Below are 13,804 nucleotides of genomic sequence, written 5' to 3' on the forward strand. Positions count from 1 at the left end.
GCCATGGAACTGCTTCTGTTGTCGAATTCCACAACGTTCGGGCGGAAGTTTCTGGAACACGCATTGGAGCCGATATCGGAAATACTGAATGGGTCAAACGAGGTCTTGTTCGTCCCGTTTGCCTTGGCTGATCATGCTGGGTACACCGCTGAAGCCGCCGAAGCTCTAACCCCTCTAGGGGTAACAGTGATAGGCGCACACGTCGGCGATCCGGTTGATCTTGCTCAAAAAGCGAAAGCCATATTCATCGGAGGGGGAAACAGTTTCCGCCTACTTAAGGAACTGCATGGTAAGGAGCTAACCAGAATCATCCGTGACCGCGTCCGCGGCGGCGTCCCCTACATAGGATCAAGCGCAGGAACGAACATGGCTTGTCCTACCTTGCGCACCACGAACGACATGCCAATTGTCGAGCCACCGACTTTCGGCGCCCTGAACTTGGTGCCGTTTCAGATAAATCCTCATTATGTTGAGCGCAGTCTCGATAGCTCGCACATGGGAGAAACCCGGTCCAAGCGGCTAGAGGAGTTCCTTGAGGAGAATGATGTTCCTGTTGTAGCGGTGCGAGAGGGGACGTGGCTCCGGCGATCTTCTGGCCGTCTGACTCTCGGCGGCTCTGAAGCGGGAGGTGTTCTCTTCCGGCGTGGTTCTCCACCTGAGGAGCTCAGTCAGAACGCCGATCTCAGCGAACTACTTGAGGCTCCAGCTCGCTTCGATCTACGAGAGGCCTATCATTTGTCATGACAGGTGTATGGCCGCGCCTCCGTCCATCGCCGCATGAGCCTTGGCCAGTAGGCAAAGCGAGACGTGGTCCGGGGCCAGTGCCTGGTGCTCCCCGGTCATCCGGACGCGCCCACTTCGCAGACGACGGCCAGTGCCCTACCGATCAGGGCAGCTGAAAGGTTGCCGTCAAGGACCTTGCAGGCATCCCTCGGGCAAGGTGGCTCCGGTGCTGCAGAGGTGCTCGATGGCCGTGGCGAAGGAATAACAGTCGAAAAGTGCTGAATGCTCATTCCCGGCTGCGGGTTTGGCCCGGCGACGGGCCAGGGCGAGGACGGCTTGGATATGGCGCTTGCCTTCGACTCGCTTGCGTTCGTAAAACCGGCGGGAGTCTTCGCAGTGACGGATGCTGAACAACGCGGAGATGTAGAAGACTCGTTGGAGCCTGCGGTTGTAGCGTCGTGGGCGGCCGAGGCTGCCGCTGATCCTCCCGGAGCCGCGGGGAACGGCAGCAACGCCGCCGAAGCCGACGAAGCGGTCAGGAGTGCCGAGGAGACTCATGTCGCCGCCGGTCGCGGTCAGGAACTCGGCACCGAGGATCACGCCCAGACCGGGCATGCTGGTGATCACTTCGAAGTCCCGATGTTCGCGAAACCGAGCCTCGATCGCCTTGTCGAGCTCGGCGACCTGTTGGTTGAGGGCCATCACTTCCCGCGCGAGTGTGCACCAACTGGGCGGTCAGTTTCTCGCCAGGCAGGCTGGTGTGCTGGCGTCCGGCGGCCTCCGGAGCTGTCTCGGCGAGCCGGTCAGAACGGAGGACCTTGCGGTTACGCAGCCGGGTCTCGAGTCTCTCCTTGCCTGTCCGGCGCAGGGAGGCCGGGGTCTGGTAGCCGGGTCAGCAGCATGAGCGGGCCGGTGTTGGTGAGGTCTAGTGCCCGTTCCAAGCCGGGAAAGATGCCGGTGAGTTGGGCGCGGAGCCGGTTGACGGTCCGCGTACGGTCGGCGACCAGGTCCGCGCGACGGCCGGTGAGGATCTTGAGGTCGGCGACGGTCTCGTCGCCGGTGTGCAACGGGTGCCCTACGGCGTCGATCAGCATGAACGTAGCGCCCTATATGACGTCGCCGACCGGATCCTTCTTGGGGATAGCGACGCTGCCGACGTCGTCGGGGGTCCCGGTGGTCGTCGGCGAGGGGGTCGGCTCCGCCGGCAAGGCAGTAGCAGCCGGGGCCCAGGCGAGTGCGCCAGCCACGACTGCGCCGACCAGGACGGTCGGCCAGAGGTTGCTGCGGAATGTACGGGTGCGCACGAGATGGGGGGCTCCTTGGCCTTGTTGGGGGGTCAGGTCCTTCGGCGGGCAGGAGAAGGTGCCTGGTGAGGAGGGCGGACCGTTGTCCGGGGCGGTGGGGATGCCGGCCAAGAGCCGGGGAACCAGACGGTGCAGTAGTGCTCGATCGCCTCGCGCAGCCCGGTGGTGACGGCTCCCTCCCACGGAGGCTGGCCGGCCCGGTGGGAGCGCGTATTGAAGGTCCCGTACGTGGAGTTGTCCGTGGGGGTGTTCTGGGCTTCGTCGCGACGGTGGAAGGTGCCGTGGTCCACGAAGCTGAGGGCGACGGCATTGATCTCACCCCGGTCGGCGTGGACGACTGACGCGCGCAGTCCGCCGTAGGTGTCCGCGTAAACGGTGGGCGTGAACTCGATACACAGGCGCAGCGGGCTGCCGGTGGTGGGAGTGGCGTAATAGGTGTTGCCCACCACGGTGCTGTGGGTGAAGGGGAGCATCAGCTCGGCGAAGAACTCGCGGGCGCGGAACGACATTTGGGGCTTTCGGTGTGGGGTCAGCGGCATGGGTCGGGCAGGGCGGAACGGCTGGTGGTGCTCCGGCGCGGGACGCTGGCAGGAGGGAGTGGAGCCGGGTCTCGGAAGACGATGCGCCGGACGTCCAGCGGTGTCGGGGTCGGCGGGTCGAGCGGGAGGATGGGAGTGAGCTGGGCCAACCCCTCGGCGTAGGTGTGGGTTTCCTGTCTCCACCGAGACAGAGGCGTGGGGTCGCAGACGCTCTCGGTCACCGCGCGGACCAGTGCGGTGGAGGTGTCGGTGCTGGCGGTGGCGTACCACAAGGGGCGCTCTGGGGAGTTCCCAGCCCATAGGTGCCAGCGGGCCTCGCGGGTGGTCAGCTCGGCCGCCGGATCGAGGTCGCAGGTGGTGTACTCCACCGTCGCAAGCCCGTCGCTCGATCCGACCGCGAACACCCCCCACCGGGGATGGTCGATCTGCCAGTTACGCCTCATCAGCGGCACGAAGGCGAGGAAGAAGTCGCTCTCGATACTGCCGCGAACCGGCTTGGCGAGATAGGCGTCGGTGCCCTGCTCGTACGCCGCGGCGAGCGCGGTGGTAAAGGCAGTCACGAACTCGGTGGGGCACCGGTCGTTGAAACACGCGCCCCAGGTGGGCGCGGCGAACACGTCCTCGTAGGCATTGATCCGCCACAGCCCGTCGTCCGGGCCCTCGGAGAGATAACCGAGACGGACCGAGCCGTCTGGTGCGCTGAGGTAGAGGTTGCCACCCTCGTCGTAGGTCAGCGGCCAGCCCAGGCGGAGCAGCGGTTCGAGGGCGGAATCTCCGCTCAGGGTGGCGAGGGCGAGATGGCGCGGGAGGACGTAGGTGTCACCGTCGATGGTGTCGTCGTGGGGTGGCACAGGCCTCCTGGTGCAAGGGGGTCAGCGGGTGCGGGTGGATTCCGTGGACGGCGGCATCGGTGCAGGGACGGGCGGGCGGAGGGCGGACGCGGTGGTGGCGCGGCGGTGCAGTGCGGCCCTCACGGCCCGTTCCTGGTCGTCGAGGGGGCGCTGGTCGAGGAGGACCAGGGCCCGGGTTACGGCGGGGGCGAAGGGGGAGCCGCTTCCGAGTCCGACGATCTCGGCTGCGGCTTCGGCTTCGGCCAGCACGCCGAACTCGTTCGGGATGCCGAGGAGTTCGGCGGCGTGGTAGCGGGAACCGTCGAGGGCCTGGATCAGGCGGAAGTCGTCATTCAGGCAGTCGGCGACGATGCCGAGCAGAACATGGGTGGCCGATCGCAGGCGGGCCCGGAAGTCGGGATCCACCAGCCAGAACCCGTTCGGCTCCGGCGCCGGCGGATGACCGGACAGGGTCCGTTGCGACGCCGCCTTGTCCGGCCGCGCTGCTGCCGGGGGTTGGGGGAACCACAGGAGGGTGTACTGCTCGATCGCGCGGCGCAGCTTGGTGGTCGAAGCTCCCTGCCAGGGCGGCTCGTCGCGCTCGTGCCAGTCACGCATCTTGGCGTAGCCGTCGTATCCCGGGGCACGGCCCATGGCGGCGTCGCGGCTGCGGAAGGTCCCGTGGTCGGCGAACCCGAGGTGCACGCTGTCCAGAACGCCGCCCTGTTCGGCGTGGAGTATCTGCAGCCGTAGTCCGTCGTACTCGTCGGCGCGGATGGTGCGGGAGAATCCGATCCGCAGGCGCAGCGGTGTGTCCGGCTTGGGGGTGGCGTAGTAGATGTCACCGATGACGGTGCCGTCGGTGAGGGCGAGTTCCTCGGTAAAGAACTTCTCAGCGTGCAGGGCCATGTCGCTCATTCCCGCGTGAGTGGATCGTGTGGATCAACGGCGAAGGCCAGGGTGAGGGCCGATGGCCGGTGCGGGCGGAGGCGAGGCGGTGGTCCATCGGCACACGCTTCGGGCCGATATGCCAGCCGGGCGGCGAGCTGCGGCAGCACGCTGGATGTCCAGCGGCGTCGGCACCGGATGGCGGGACGGTGCTACGGGAGTGAGCTGGGCCAGCTTGGCGAGCTGTGGTTTGAGTGAGTCCTTGTACCGGAGTAAGGGGGTGGGGTCGGCAAGAGCGGCGGCGGTGGCAGCGATCAGATGCTTCGGCGTGCGTGCGGTGAAGGTCGCCTCGGCGCGGGTTCCCCAGCCCGGCGGTCCGGCCCACAAGGTCACCACCTCGGCGTCAGGTCCCGTGCTGACGACGTCGATGCTCGCCCCGGCCAGCCCGTCCGGGGAGACGATCTCCACCGTGCCGCGCGAGACGGGCTTCCGGTTCCAGCCCGCGTCGAGCAACGGCCGCACCGCGTCGCTCCAGTAGAGGGATCGGGAGACGAGGAAGGAGTCGGTGTCTTCGTCCCATTCGGCGGCGAGGGCGCGGGTGAGTCCTTCGGCGATCTCGGGCGGCGTGTTCTGGTTGATGCGCGCCGTCCAGCGGGCAACGGAGACGGCATCCTCGGCCGCGCTGATCAGCCACGTGTCGTGGTCGTCGCCAAACCATCCGATGCGGATGCGGTGGTCTGGCGAGACCACGACAAGCTGGCACGGCCCGGCGTCGAGATGATGGTGGGGCCAGTGGGAGACAGAGGTGAAGCTGGGGTCGGCGTGTCCGGGCAGTCCGGCGAGGTAGCGGGGTGAGACGTAGACGTCTCCGCCGATCCAAAGGTCGTCGTTCGAGGGCACAAGCGTCCTGAGGGGTAAGGGAGTTCGGGAAGGCGGTTCAGCCGGGGGTGTTCAGCAGTGCTGCTTCGAGGTCGGCGATCCGGCCGGTGTAGTGCAGGGTGCGCAGGCCCAGCCGCTCGGCGGCCTGGCAGTTCTCAGCCCGGTCGTCGACGAACAGCACCTGCCGCGGATCACGGGCTCCGGTCGCGGCCATGGCGTGCCGATAGGCGGCGGGGTCAGGCTTGTTCGTCTGGAGCCGGGCCGAGTAGAAGGCGCGGGTCATGAGCCGACGGCACCAGTCGGTGGCGTCGAGGACATCGCTCAAGTAGGCGGGCGCGTTCGACAGCAGAAACAACGGCATCCCGTTCTGATGGGCGCGCTCCAGGACGGCAAGGACGCGGTCGTCGGTGGTGGTCCACATGTCGGTGTCGGCGTCGCGCAGTTGGCGCAGCAGACGCGGACCCGGGTGGGCGCCGAGGATCTTCGCCCAGTACGCCATATCGCTCAACTGCCCGGCGTCGTACGCCGGTCGGGCGCTCCACACGGCGTCCTGGAAACCTGCGAGGTCCTGCTCGGGCCAGTTGGCGGTGCGGGCGAGGTGCTGCCACTGACCATGGCGGGGCTGGCGGCCGAGGACGCCGTTGTAGTCGAGGATCGCGGCGTCGAGACCGGGGTGTGCGGAGGTGGTGCGGGTCAAGGGGTGGGGTTCTCCAGGGCGCGGTGAGCGAGAGCGGCGACGGCGGCTGCGAGCAGGGCGGGCAGCAGCAAGGCCGTGGACAAGGAGGTGGCGCTGGCGAGGGCGCCGATGAGGGCGGGTCCGGCGAGCAGGCCGAGGTAGCCGGTGACGGAGACCGTGGCCACCGCTGTGGGTCCGCCGGCCCCGGCCGCGGTGATGAGCGAGGGGATGGTGGTGGACAGCCCGAGGCCGAAGACGGCCCACCCGGCCAGCGCGAGCGGCACGCTGTCAGCGGACGCGCCGGTGGCCAGCCCGGCCGCGGCCAGCAGCGCGCCGGCCCGGACCACGGTGGGGGCGCCGACGGCGGCGGTGAACTCGTCGCCCATCAACCGTCCGGCCATCATGGCGGCGCTGTAGAGGGCGAACGCCATGGCGCTGACCGCCGTCGTAGCGTGCAGGCCGTCCAGGTGGACGGCAGCCCAGTCGGCTGCCGCACCCTCACCGAGCAGGATCGCGGCGGCCAGGGCGCCCAGCAGCCACAGCTTCGCGGTCGGCAACGCCCGGCCACCGTCGTCGGCCCCGTGCCCGGTGAACGCTGCCTGTTGCCCCGCCCCGGTCAGGGCGCGGGCGCGTGACGCGGTGGCGAGCACGGTCGCGGCCAGAACCAGTCCGGTCACCAGGAAGAGGGTGGTGTGCGGCATACGAGCTGTCGCGGCGGCGAGGGCGGCACCGGCGAGGGCGCCGCCGGAGTACGCGGCGTGCAGGGACGCCATCACGGGCCGGCCGATGGCGTTCTGACAGCGCACTGCCGCCGTGTTGAGGGCGACGTCGAGGATGCCGTGCGCGGCCCCGAAGACCAGCGCGACCAGGAGCAACGAGGCGAGGGTGGTGCACTGGCCCAGGACGGCGAGGCATCCGGCGAGGCCGGCCCCACCGCCGACCGTGAGAGCGGGCAGCCGCTCCGGCCGGGCGAGCCGACCGCCACTCATGAGGCCGACGACCATCCCGAGAGCGGCGGCCAGCAGCACCAACGACAGGCGCGCGGTGCTCAGTTGGGCGGCGTGCTGGACGGCGGGCATCCGTGCACCCCAGACGGCCATCACCACGCCCAGGCCCAGGAAGTAGCCGATCAGCACCCTCCGCTCGCGGCGGGCGGAGACAGGCGGACGGCTCATGCCACCCCCTCGGCGGGAGCGGACGGGCTGGCCGGGCGGGGTGTGATGTGGACGTCGAGGTGACTCAGGGCATGCTCGGCACGGGATCGAGTGAGGTCGGTGGTGGGCCCCGTGGTGATCAGGTAGCCGATGCGGGCGGTGAACATGTCGCCCCCGTCTGCGGGCAGAACCAGCTCGTCGCCAATACGGCGGTGGAAGTGGATCCGCTCCAGCCACGGCGGGCGTTGCCCCTCGTACGCCAGACGGTCGAGGGTGCCGGAGGTGTCCGGGTAGATGAGGTGGATCGCGGCGGCCGAGGCGCGGGTGGGGGTGAGGTCGGGGGCTCGGCCGCAGGCGATGTCGGCGGCAGCGCGCGGCAGGTCGATGCCAGTGGCGAGGCTCACCAAGTGACCGATCATGTCGCCGGCCAGACGGCCGTTGACCTCGATGAGGCGGGGACAGCCGTCGACCAGGCGCATTTCGACGTGGCTGACGCCGTCGGTGATCCCGAGAGCGCGGATCGCCGCCCGCGCGGCCGGGGCGACCACGGCGAGCAGCGGGTCGGCCGCCTCGACCGAGTGCGCCAGTTCCTCGAAGTACGGTGCCAGCCCCACGCTCTTGTGGGTGAGGGCTACCACGGTGGTCTCGCCGCGGTAGGTGACGCACTCGACGGAGACCTCGGGCCCGTCGAGGTACTCCTCGACCAGGACGCTGCGGCTCTCACGTCCCAGCCGGGCCGCCCGGTTCGCGAACTCGTAGGCCGCGCCGAGCTGTTCGGGGGCGTCGGCCCGGATGACACCGATACTGGCCGCGTGTGCGGCGGGCTTGAGGACGACCGGGTACCCGATGTCCTGCGCGGCGAGGGCCGCCTCCTCGACAGTGCGAACGCCGATCGAGGCCGCCGACGGCACGGCGTGCCGGGCGAACAGGGACCGGGAGGTGGCCTTGTTGCGGCAACCCTGCATCACCTCCGGGCCGGCGGTGGGCAGGCCGAGTCGGCGGGCGAGGCGGGCCACGGGCACGAGGTACCACTCGGTCCACGTCATCACCCCGGCCACCGGATGCCGCTCGGACAGGGACAGGGCAGCGGCGGCCAGTGCCGTCTGGTCCGTCGGGTCGGCGACCTCCCAGTCCAGAAGCCAGGGGCGTTCCCACGTCGGTTCGGCATCGGTGACCATGGCGACGTCGTAGTGGGCGGCGACGTTCTCAAGGCAGTACGCGCGGTACGCCTCGGCCTCCATGCCAGCGGCGGCGGCGATGAGGACGACGGGGCGAAGCGGCAACAGAGGGCTCCAAATAGGCGTGCAGGGAGGAGGGTTGGTCTGGTGACCCGCCGTCGGTTCACGTGGTGCGGCGACACAGCGCGAACGTGCCGCCCCACTCGAAGCGGGGCTTGAGGCCGATGCGGGTGTCCCCCGCTGTGAGCTGGTCTGCGGTCAGCCGCCCCAACTCGCACTAGACGGAAGGTTGTTCGGCGTCAGCGGCGCGAAACTGCCAGGTGATCGTGGGTGAGACGGCAGAGACGACGGCAGCGTGAGCCAAGAAGCAGGAATTCCTGCCTCACTGGTGTGGGGTACGGGTACCGGGCAACCGCCGTCCAGAAGGGCAGACAGGGAGTCAGTGAAGGTCAGGCGGCCCTAGGAAGCAGGCCCGGGAGGGTACGCAGCCGTGTGAAGGCGACGGCCAGACCGATGGCCTGCAGGGCGGCACAGGCGGTGATCGCATGGCCGAGTTGGGCGGGCGGCATGACAGCGACGAGCAGTCCGGCGGCCGGGAACGGCAGCAGGAGCAGCAGGATCGTCACCGCGAGGGTGCTGCCGAAGGTGTCGGCGGGGATCAGGTGGGAGCGAAGGGTACGCAGCACAACGGTCATGCCGCCCTCCCCCGCCATGAAGAGCGCGATCAGCGCCAGATACGTGAGGTAGGTGTGCGCGGCAGTGAGGGTGAGGCAGGCCGAGGCCGTGATCGTCGCGGCGACAGCGCCGACCTGCCACAGGCCGTAGGCGTCGATGGCACGGCGGCACAGGGAGATCGCGATCAGGGAGGCCGAGGCAGCTGCCGACCAGAGCAGGCCGACGTCGGTGCTGGAGTGGCCGAACTGCTGGACCACGATCACGGGTACGGCGGCCTGCAGGACGCCGACGGCGAGGTTGGACAGGGTCAGCCCCGCGACGAGCCACCCGAGTGCCGGCAGCGCGCGCAGCGTCCGCCAGCCCGAACGAAGCCCCTGCCGTACGGCCGCCGGGGTAGCGGCGTGCCGGTCGGAGTGGTGTCTGGGGGCGAGGGTAGCGGCGAGGAGGGAGAAGACGGCGGTCGCGGCGAGCATGCCGGTGGCGCCGGTGTGGGCGAGGAGGAGGCCGGCGAGCGCGGGTCCGGCCAAGGTCGCCGTCTGGTCGATGCCCAGGAGTACCGACTGCACGCGGTGGGCGGTCGCCCCTGCGGCGCGGCTGGCTGTCGCGCCAGCAGTTTCGGCCGCGATGTAGCTGAACTCGGTGAGCACGCCGGTGCCCGCGGCGAGTGCCATCACTGTGACGGTCTCCCCCAACCCGCCCGTCTGCGCTCCGAGGAGCATCGCGGCGGCCAGGACGAGGACGGCCCGGGCAGTGGCGGCGAGGCGGAAGACGCGGGTGGTGCCGTGGCGGTCGACCAGGGCTCCCGCCACGGTGAAGGCCATCAACCGCGGCGCCCACTCCAGGGCGAAGGCCAAACCGGTGAGGGCGGCGGAGCCGGTGGTGGCGAGCGCCAACAAGGGGATGCCGTACGTGGCCATGGCGAACGCGGCGGCGTCCATAGTGCGCGGCACGTAGACACCGCGCAGCAAGGGGGAACCCGGCCAGTTGGAGCGCCGGATTCCGGTACGGGATCTCACGCGGCGTACTCCGTCTCGCCCGCTGTGCGGGAGGAGCGGGATGCCACGGCGTCCAAGGTCTGCGGGTGTGTGTGGAGCCAGTCGGCCAGCGTCGTCCGCAGGTGGCCGAGCGCGAGATCAGCCTCGGCGGCGAGGACGGTGTCGTCGTCCCCGAGCAGTTTCAGAGTGTGCTGGACGCGGGTGACGAAGTCGCTGGCCGTAGCGGGGAGTTGGTGGGTACGGGACCAGCGGGCGACCGTGTCGTACATCGCGGCGAGGTCCTCGCCTGCCGCGGTGAGCCGGTAGCGGGCCGATTGCTGATCGGTGACGTACACCAGGCCTAGTGCGTGAGCGACGTCGATGGCGTAGCGCAGCTGGTTGCGGGTGAGGTCGCCGAAGGCTCCTTGGAGGCTGCCGCGCCGGTGGCTGATGGGGCCGTTGTCGTCGATCTCGCTGACCAGCCGGATCAGGGACGGCAGGGACAGGGAGTTGATGACCCGACCTGCGTGCGGGTCATTGAGGATCGCGGTACTGGTCATCGGCGCGGGCCTCCGGCCGGAATGACGGCCGGGGGGCGAGCGGGTATCGGGTGGGAGAAGAGGTCGCCGGGCTGCCACCGAGCAGTCGTGCCAGGTCGTACGGGGCTGGGTGAGGCCGGTGGCACGGGCAGTCGGGACTGGGTGGTCAGCCAGGGTCCCGACCGGGCTGAAGAAGGCGGCGTCAGGGTCTGGCCCCACACGGGGTGGGTGGTGGCTTCGGTGACCGTGTGTCCGCCCGCCCAGGCGGAGAGGGCCTGGTAGACGGGGGCGAGGGCCCGGCCGCTGGCGGTCAGCCGGTAGTTGCCTGCCGGGGTGGTCTCGGCAAGTCCGTCGTCGACCACGCGGCGCAACGGCGGGTAGACGCGGCTGAGGCTGTAGGCGGGCATGACCTCGGCGGCCAGCGCCTTCGCGCTCGCCGGTCCGCGGGCCTTGAGCGCCCACACCAGTGGAGTGGAGTGCCGCGGGCTGATCAGCGCGATCGTGTCCTCGATGTTCTGAGCCACCGCGACCGGCCGCGGCTGAAGCTCGCCGGTGGTCGTGCTCCGTACAAGGGGCTTCTCCAGGTGGGTGTCCCCCCAAGCGGCAAGTACGGGCAGGACGGTCATCAGGTCGGTGCCGCGACGGGTCAGCCCGTAGGTGACGTTCCGCGCGGCGTGCTCGGTGCGTTCGACGAGACCCGCATCGACGAGCTTGGCCAGCCTCGGGTGGAGCTGGCCGTCCGCGAGCAGGGCGAGCTTGGACCTGACCTCGGTGTAGCGCAGCGGCCGAGCAGCGAGGGTCATCAGCACCCACACACTCCAGCTGGGGGCGAGCATCTGAAGGCTTTCGGTGACGCGTGAGAGGTCGTTGAGGGTGGTGCGGGACAGACCGGTGGCGGCCAAGGGACAGGCTCCTCGGGCGGGGAAGGGAAGGGTCAGCGGGTGCGGGCGACGGGACGTGCGGGAGCTGGAGCCGGTACGGCAGTGGGGGAATCCGGAGCGGGCTCGGGCTTCGCGTCGGAGGCGGGGACGCGGTGCAGGCTGGCCAGGACGCCGCTCAGGGTCTTGGCGTAGGCGTCGCGTGCGGCGACGGCGGCGGCGATCCGGCGGGCGCAGTCGAAGATGTGACCTGTCTCAGCGGTGCCGATCTCCCGTTCCGGGTCCGCCAGTTGAACCAGCCGCAGACTCTGGAAGGCGATGTTGTGCTCGGCGAGTCGTAGGTCGGCGAGGCCAGCGATCAAGGTGGCGAGCATGCTGCCGTCGGGGGTGAGGCCGGCGAGGGTTTCGAGGTCGGCCAACGGCCGGGCGTACAGGTCCTCGATGCCCTCGGCTATCGCCTGGGCCGTTGTCGCGTCAGGTGGGGGCAAGCGGGGCTTTCATGATCGGGGCCCTCGCGCCGCCTCGGCCCGGGCGTCGGCCGGGACGGGTGGGAGCGCGGAAGTGATCGTCGGCTGCGCGAACCGTACGGGCCGCCGGTGCGGCGCACCTCCGCGCGGAGGCATGGTGCGAAGCAGTTGGTGGATGGCTGCGACGTAGCCGTTGCGCCCGGACAGGGCCGCTTCCATCCACTGAGAGTCGAAGCGCAGGTCGTCGGCGGACAGTTCGCCCATGCCGCGATCGGCGGCAGTGGCTTCGTGGACGCGGTCCCGAACGCGGGCCACCTGCTCTTCGGCAATCACGAGGAAGGAGCGCAGCTCCAGCGCCCGCCGTAGTGCCTGGGACGCATCGCGGTCGGACGCCTGCGTGTACAGATCGCGTACGGGTGCGCCGAACGTCTGCTCCAGCAGGTTGTCCTGGCTGGAGGTCTTGTCGATCACGCTCATCGGGCCACCCCGCGTACGGGGGCCTGCGCGGCGGTCGGCACAGCGGGTGGGGTGGTGGGCAGGGCCGGACCCTGCCGGACAGCGAGCGCCATCCCGCGTCGCGCCCCCGGGCTGCGGTTCCCGATGGCCTGAGGGTCAAGGAGGTGGCGCACCGTCATGGCGCGCCCCTCCCGAACGGTGTGCGCACTGTTCACCGAATCCGCGAGCCGCATGACGTTGTCGGGCAACTCAACGAATTCACCGTCTGACACCGTGTCGACGTGGCGGGCGAGGGCTTCGGCGAGCACGTCCTCGGCCTCGTCCAGTACTTGCTGGGCCTCGGTGAGTAGTCCGTACCAGCGTACGACCGCGGTGGCGTCGGGGTCGGCCTGTGGGGCGGCGACGACCGCCCTGCTCAGGTCCTCGATCGGCATCTGGAAGCGGGACTGGATCTGGTCGGCCAGGACGCCCAGCACATCGTCGGCATCAAGCACAGCACAATTCCTTTCTATTGGATTCGGGGAGACAGCGAGCGGCTTTTGCACGGCCCAACTTCCTTACAGGCAAGTACGGTGCAGGAGCTGCCAGGAGAAAGGAGGTGGATTTGGTCCTCGCGATAGACGGAGGCCTACACGGTGATGGCCTGCGGAATCCGACGCCTGGGACAGGGTGAGCGCATCGGATGGAACCGCGGATATCGCCATTCGGGTTGAGCACATGGGAAATTGAACTCCGCGCCAGGAAGGGAGCAACTGGGAATACGGGCCGGACAGTTGCCTGTACGGGCCGGATTCAAGAGTCCGGGGAATCTCCGGTTTCGCTAACCGGAGACGGGCTGCTATGTTCCGCTACCGCCCCACGGACACGGTGTGAATCACCGGGAAATCACCGGGTGTTGGCGCGGCGCTCAGCGGCCGGATCTGCGTGGGGCTTGCGGAGGTGCGGCGTGCGCCGCAGCCGTAGGCCGGGGGCTCTGTCGTGCAGGAGGCGTGGTCGTGGGCAGTGGGACGTCTTCTCCGCTCCAGTGCGCTTCCCACCACGTCGTGGCCGCCTCGAAGGTGGCGAAGGCCCCTTCGCGCAAGGTGTACGTCCCGCTATCGGTATTGACTTCTTCCAGCAGCACCCGGAACGGGAGGGGGACCCGTTCGTCCAGTGCCCGCAGCAGCACCGTGGTCTGCAGGGGCTCGTAGTCCTGGGTGTAGCTGGTCAGGAGGGCGAAGTGATCACCGTCGCCGCGCAACCGCTTCTCCAGGGCGCGGGTGGCGTCGTCGGCGGGAGTGCCGCCGAGGCCGTCGGGCAACAGAATCTTGTCCTCGGGGCAGCCGCGAGCAACCAGCCAGGACTGGGCCATGGTCGGCAGGGGCAGCGTGGCGTGGTCGAAACGGAAGGTCTTCGTGGCGGTGTCGCGCTTCAGCCGGAGGGCAATAAGTTGCGGGTCACCCGGGATGCCCCAGGTGACACTCCCGTTGTGCAGGACGAAGTAGCTGTACCGGCCGTCGCTGCTGTGGTGCGCGGCCAGTGTGGTGAGGTGGTTCTCGTCGGTGCCGATGTGCTGCCAGAACTGTTCGTCGACGGAGTCGTTGACAGCCCTGTAACCAGCGAGACGGAAGTCCGGGGAGTCTTCAGGCATACGTGCTTTCGGAT

At 69.3% G+C, this 13,804-nt stretch carries 16 protein-coding genes and 1 pseudogene; 1 reads left to right on the forward strand and 16 read right to left on the reverse strand.

Going from position 1 to position 13,804, the window contains the following annotated elements:
* The first annotated feature begins 3 nt into the window (after positions 1-3).
* The gene (gene pepE, locus ACFYXF_RS03740; protein ID WP_389347791.1) at positions 4-744 is read left to right on the forward strand and encodes a dipeptidase PepE; all 741 of its coding nucleotides are present in this window, start codon (positions 4-6) and stop codon (positions 742-744) included.
* A gap of 165 nt (positions 745-909) precedes the next feature.
* Here pepE and ACFYXF_RS03745 read toward each other — a convergent pair.
* The 16 genes and pseudogenes from ACFYXF_RS03745 to ACFYXF_RS03820 form a co-directional block, all read right to left on the reverse strand.
* A pseudogene (locus ACFYXF_RS03745) lies at positions 910-1,793 on the reverse strand (transposase); the annotation flags it as partial.
* Positions 1,794-1,829: 36 nt separating this feature from the next.
* A complete protein-coding gene (locus ACFYXF_RS03750; protein ID WP_389347793.1) occupies positions 1,830-2,027 on the reverse strand; it encodes a hypothetical protein in 198 nt (65 codons plus the stop codon).
* Positions 2,028-2,059: 32 nt separating this feature from the next.
* Positions 2,060-2,536 (reverse strand): hypothetical protein, encoded by a 477-nt coding sequence (locus ACFYXF_RS03755; protein ID WP_389347795.1) that lies wholly within the window; start codon positions 2,534-2,536, stop codon positions 2,060-2,062.
* Between the two features lie 20 nt (positions 2,537-2,556).
* Positions 2,557-3,417, reverse strand: coding sequence for a DUF317 domain-containing protein (locus tag ACFYXF_RS03760; protein WP_389347797.1), 861 nt, complete (start codon positions 3,415-3,417; stop codon positions 2,557-2,559).
* Positions 3,418-3,438: 21 nt separating this feature from the next.
* Positions 3,439-4,305 (reverse strand): hypothetical protein, encoded by an 867-nt coding sequence (locus ACFYXF_RS03765; protein WP_389347799.1) that lies wholly within the window; start codon positions 4,303-4,305, stop codon positions 3,439-3,441.
* A gap of 33 nt (positions 4,306-4,338) precedes the next feature.
* Positions 4,339-5,184 carry a DUF317 domain-containing protein gene (locus ACFYXF_RS03770; protein ID WP_389347801.1) on the reverse strand — a complete coding sequence of 282 codons (846 nt, stop codon included), beginning with the start codon at positions 5,182-5,184 and terminating at the stop codon, positions 4,339-4,341.
* Positions 5,185-5,221: 37 nt separating this feature from the next.
* Positions 5,222-5,860, reverse strand: a complete 639-nt coding sequence (locus ACFYXF_RS03775; RefSeq protein WP_389347803.1) for an HAD-IA family hydrolase — start codon at positions 5,858-5,860, stop codon at positions 5,222-5,224.
* A complete protein-coding gene (locus ACFYXF_RS03780) occupies positions 5,857-7,014 on the reverse strand; it encodes an MFS transporter (protein WP_389347805.1) in 1,158 nt (385 codons plus the stop codon). The genes ACFYXF_RS03775 and ACFYXF_RS03780 overlap by 4 nt, the downstream gene beginning before the upstream one ends.
* On the reverse strand, positions 7,011-8,234 hold the full coding sequence (locus ACFYXF_RS03785; protein WP_389348455.1) for an ATP-grasp domain-containing protein: 1,224 nt from the start codon (positions 8,232-8,234) through the stop codon (positions 7,011-7,013). Before ACFYXF_RS03785 ends, ACFYXF_RS03780 begins: the two co-directional genes overlap by 4 nt.
* A 386-nt stretch (positions 8,235-8,620) precedes the next feature.
* On the reverse strand, positions 8,621-9,862 hold the full coding sequence (locus ACFYXF_RS03790; RefSeq protein ID WP_389347807.1) for an MFS transporter: 1,242 nt from the start codon (positions 9,860-9,862) through the stop codon (positions 8,621-8,623).
* Positions 9,859-10,380 (reverse strand): hypothetical protein, encoded by a 522-nt coding sequence (locus ACFYXF_RS03795; protein ID WP_389347809.1) that lies wholly within the window; start codon positions 10,378-10,380, stop codon positions 9,859-9,861. The genes ACFYXF_RS03790 and ACFYXF_RS03795 overlap by 4 nt, the downstream gene beginning before the upstream one ends.
* A complete protein-coding gene (locus tag ACFYXF_RS03800) occupies positions 10,377-11,261 on the reverse strand; it encodes a winged helix-turn-helix transcriptional regulator (RefSeq protein WP_389347811.1) in 885 nt (294 codons plus the stop codon). Before ACFYXF_RS03800 ends, ACFYXF_RS03795 begins: the two co-directional genes overlap by 4 nt.
* 32 nt (positions 11,262-11,293) lie before the next feature.
* Positions 11,294-11,725, reverse strand: coding sequence for a hypothetical protein (locus ACFYXF_RS03805; protein ID WP_389347813.1), 432 nt, complete (start codon positions 11,723-11,725; stop codon positions 11,294-11,296).
* Between the two features lie 9 nt (positions 11,726-11,734).
* Complete coding sequence (locus ACFYXF_RS03810) at positions 11,735-12,181, reverse strand: hypothetical protein (protein WP_389347815.1); 447 nt, start codon at positions 12,179-12,181, stop codon at positions 11,735-11,737.
* Complete coding sequence (locus ACFYXF_RS03815; RefSeq protein WP_389347817.1) at positions 12,178-12,654, reverse strand: hypothetical protein; 477 nt, start codon at positions 12,652-12,654, stop codon at positions 12,178-12,180. Before ACFYXF_RS03815 ends, ACFYXF_RS03810 begins: the two co-directional genes overlap by 4 nt.
* A gap of 413 nt (positions 12,655-13,067) precedes the next feature.
* Complete coding sequence (locus tag ACFYXF_RS03820) at positions 13,068-13,790, reverse strand: hypothetical protein (protein WP_389347819.1); 723 nt, start codon at positions 13,788-13,790, stop codon at positions 13,068-13,070.
* Positions 13,791-13,804: the final 14 nt, after the last annotated feature.

The sequence above is a fragment of the Streptomyces sp. NPDC002680 genome (assembly GCF_042889145.1).
In the GTDB taxonomy this organism is placed as follows: domain Bacteria; phylum Actinomycetota; class Actinomycetes; order Streptomycetales; family Streptomycetaceae; genus Streptomyces; species Streptomyces adonidis.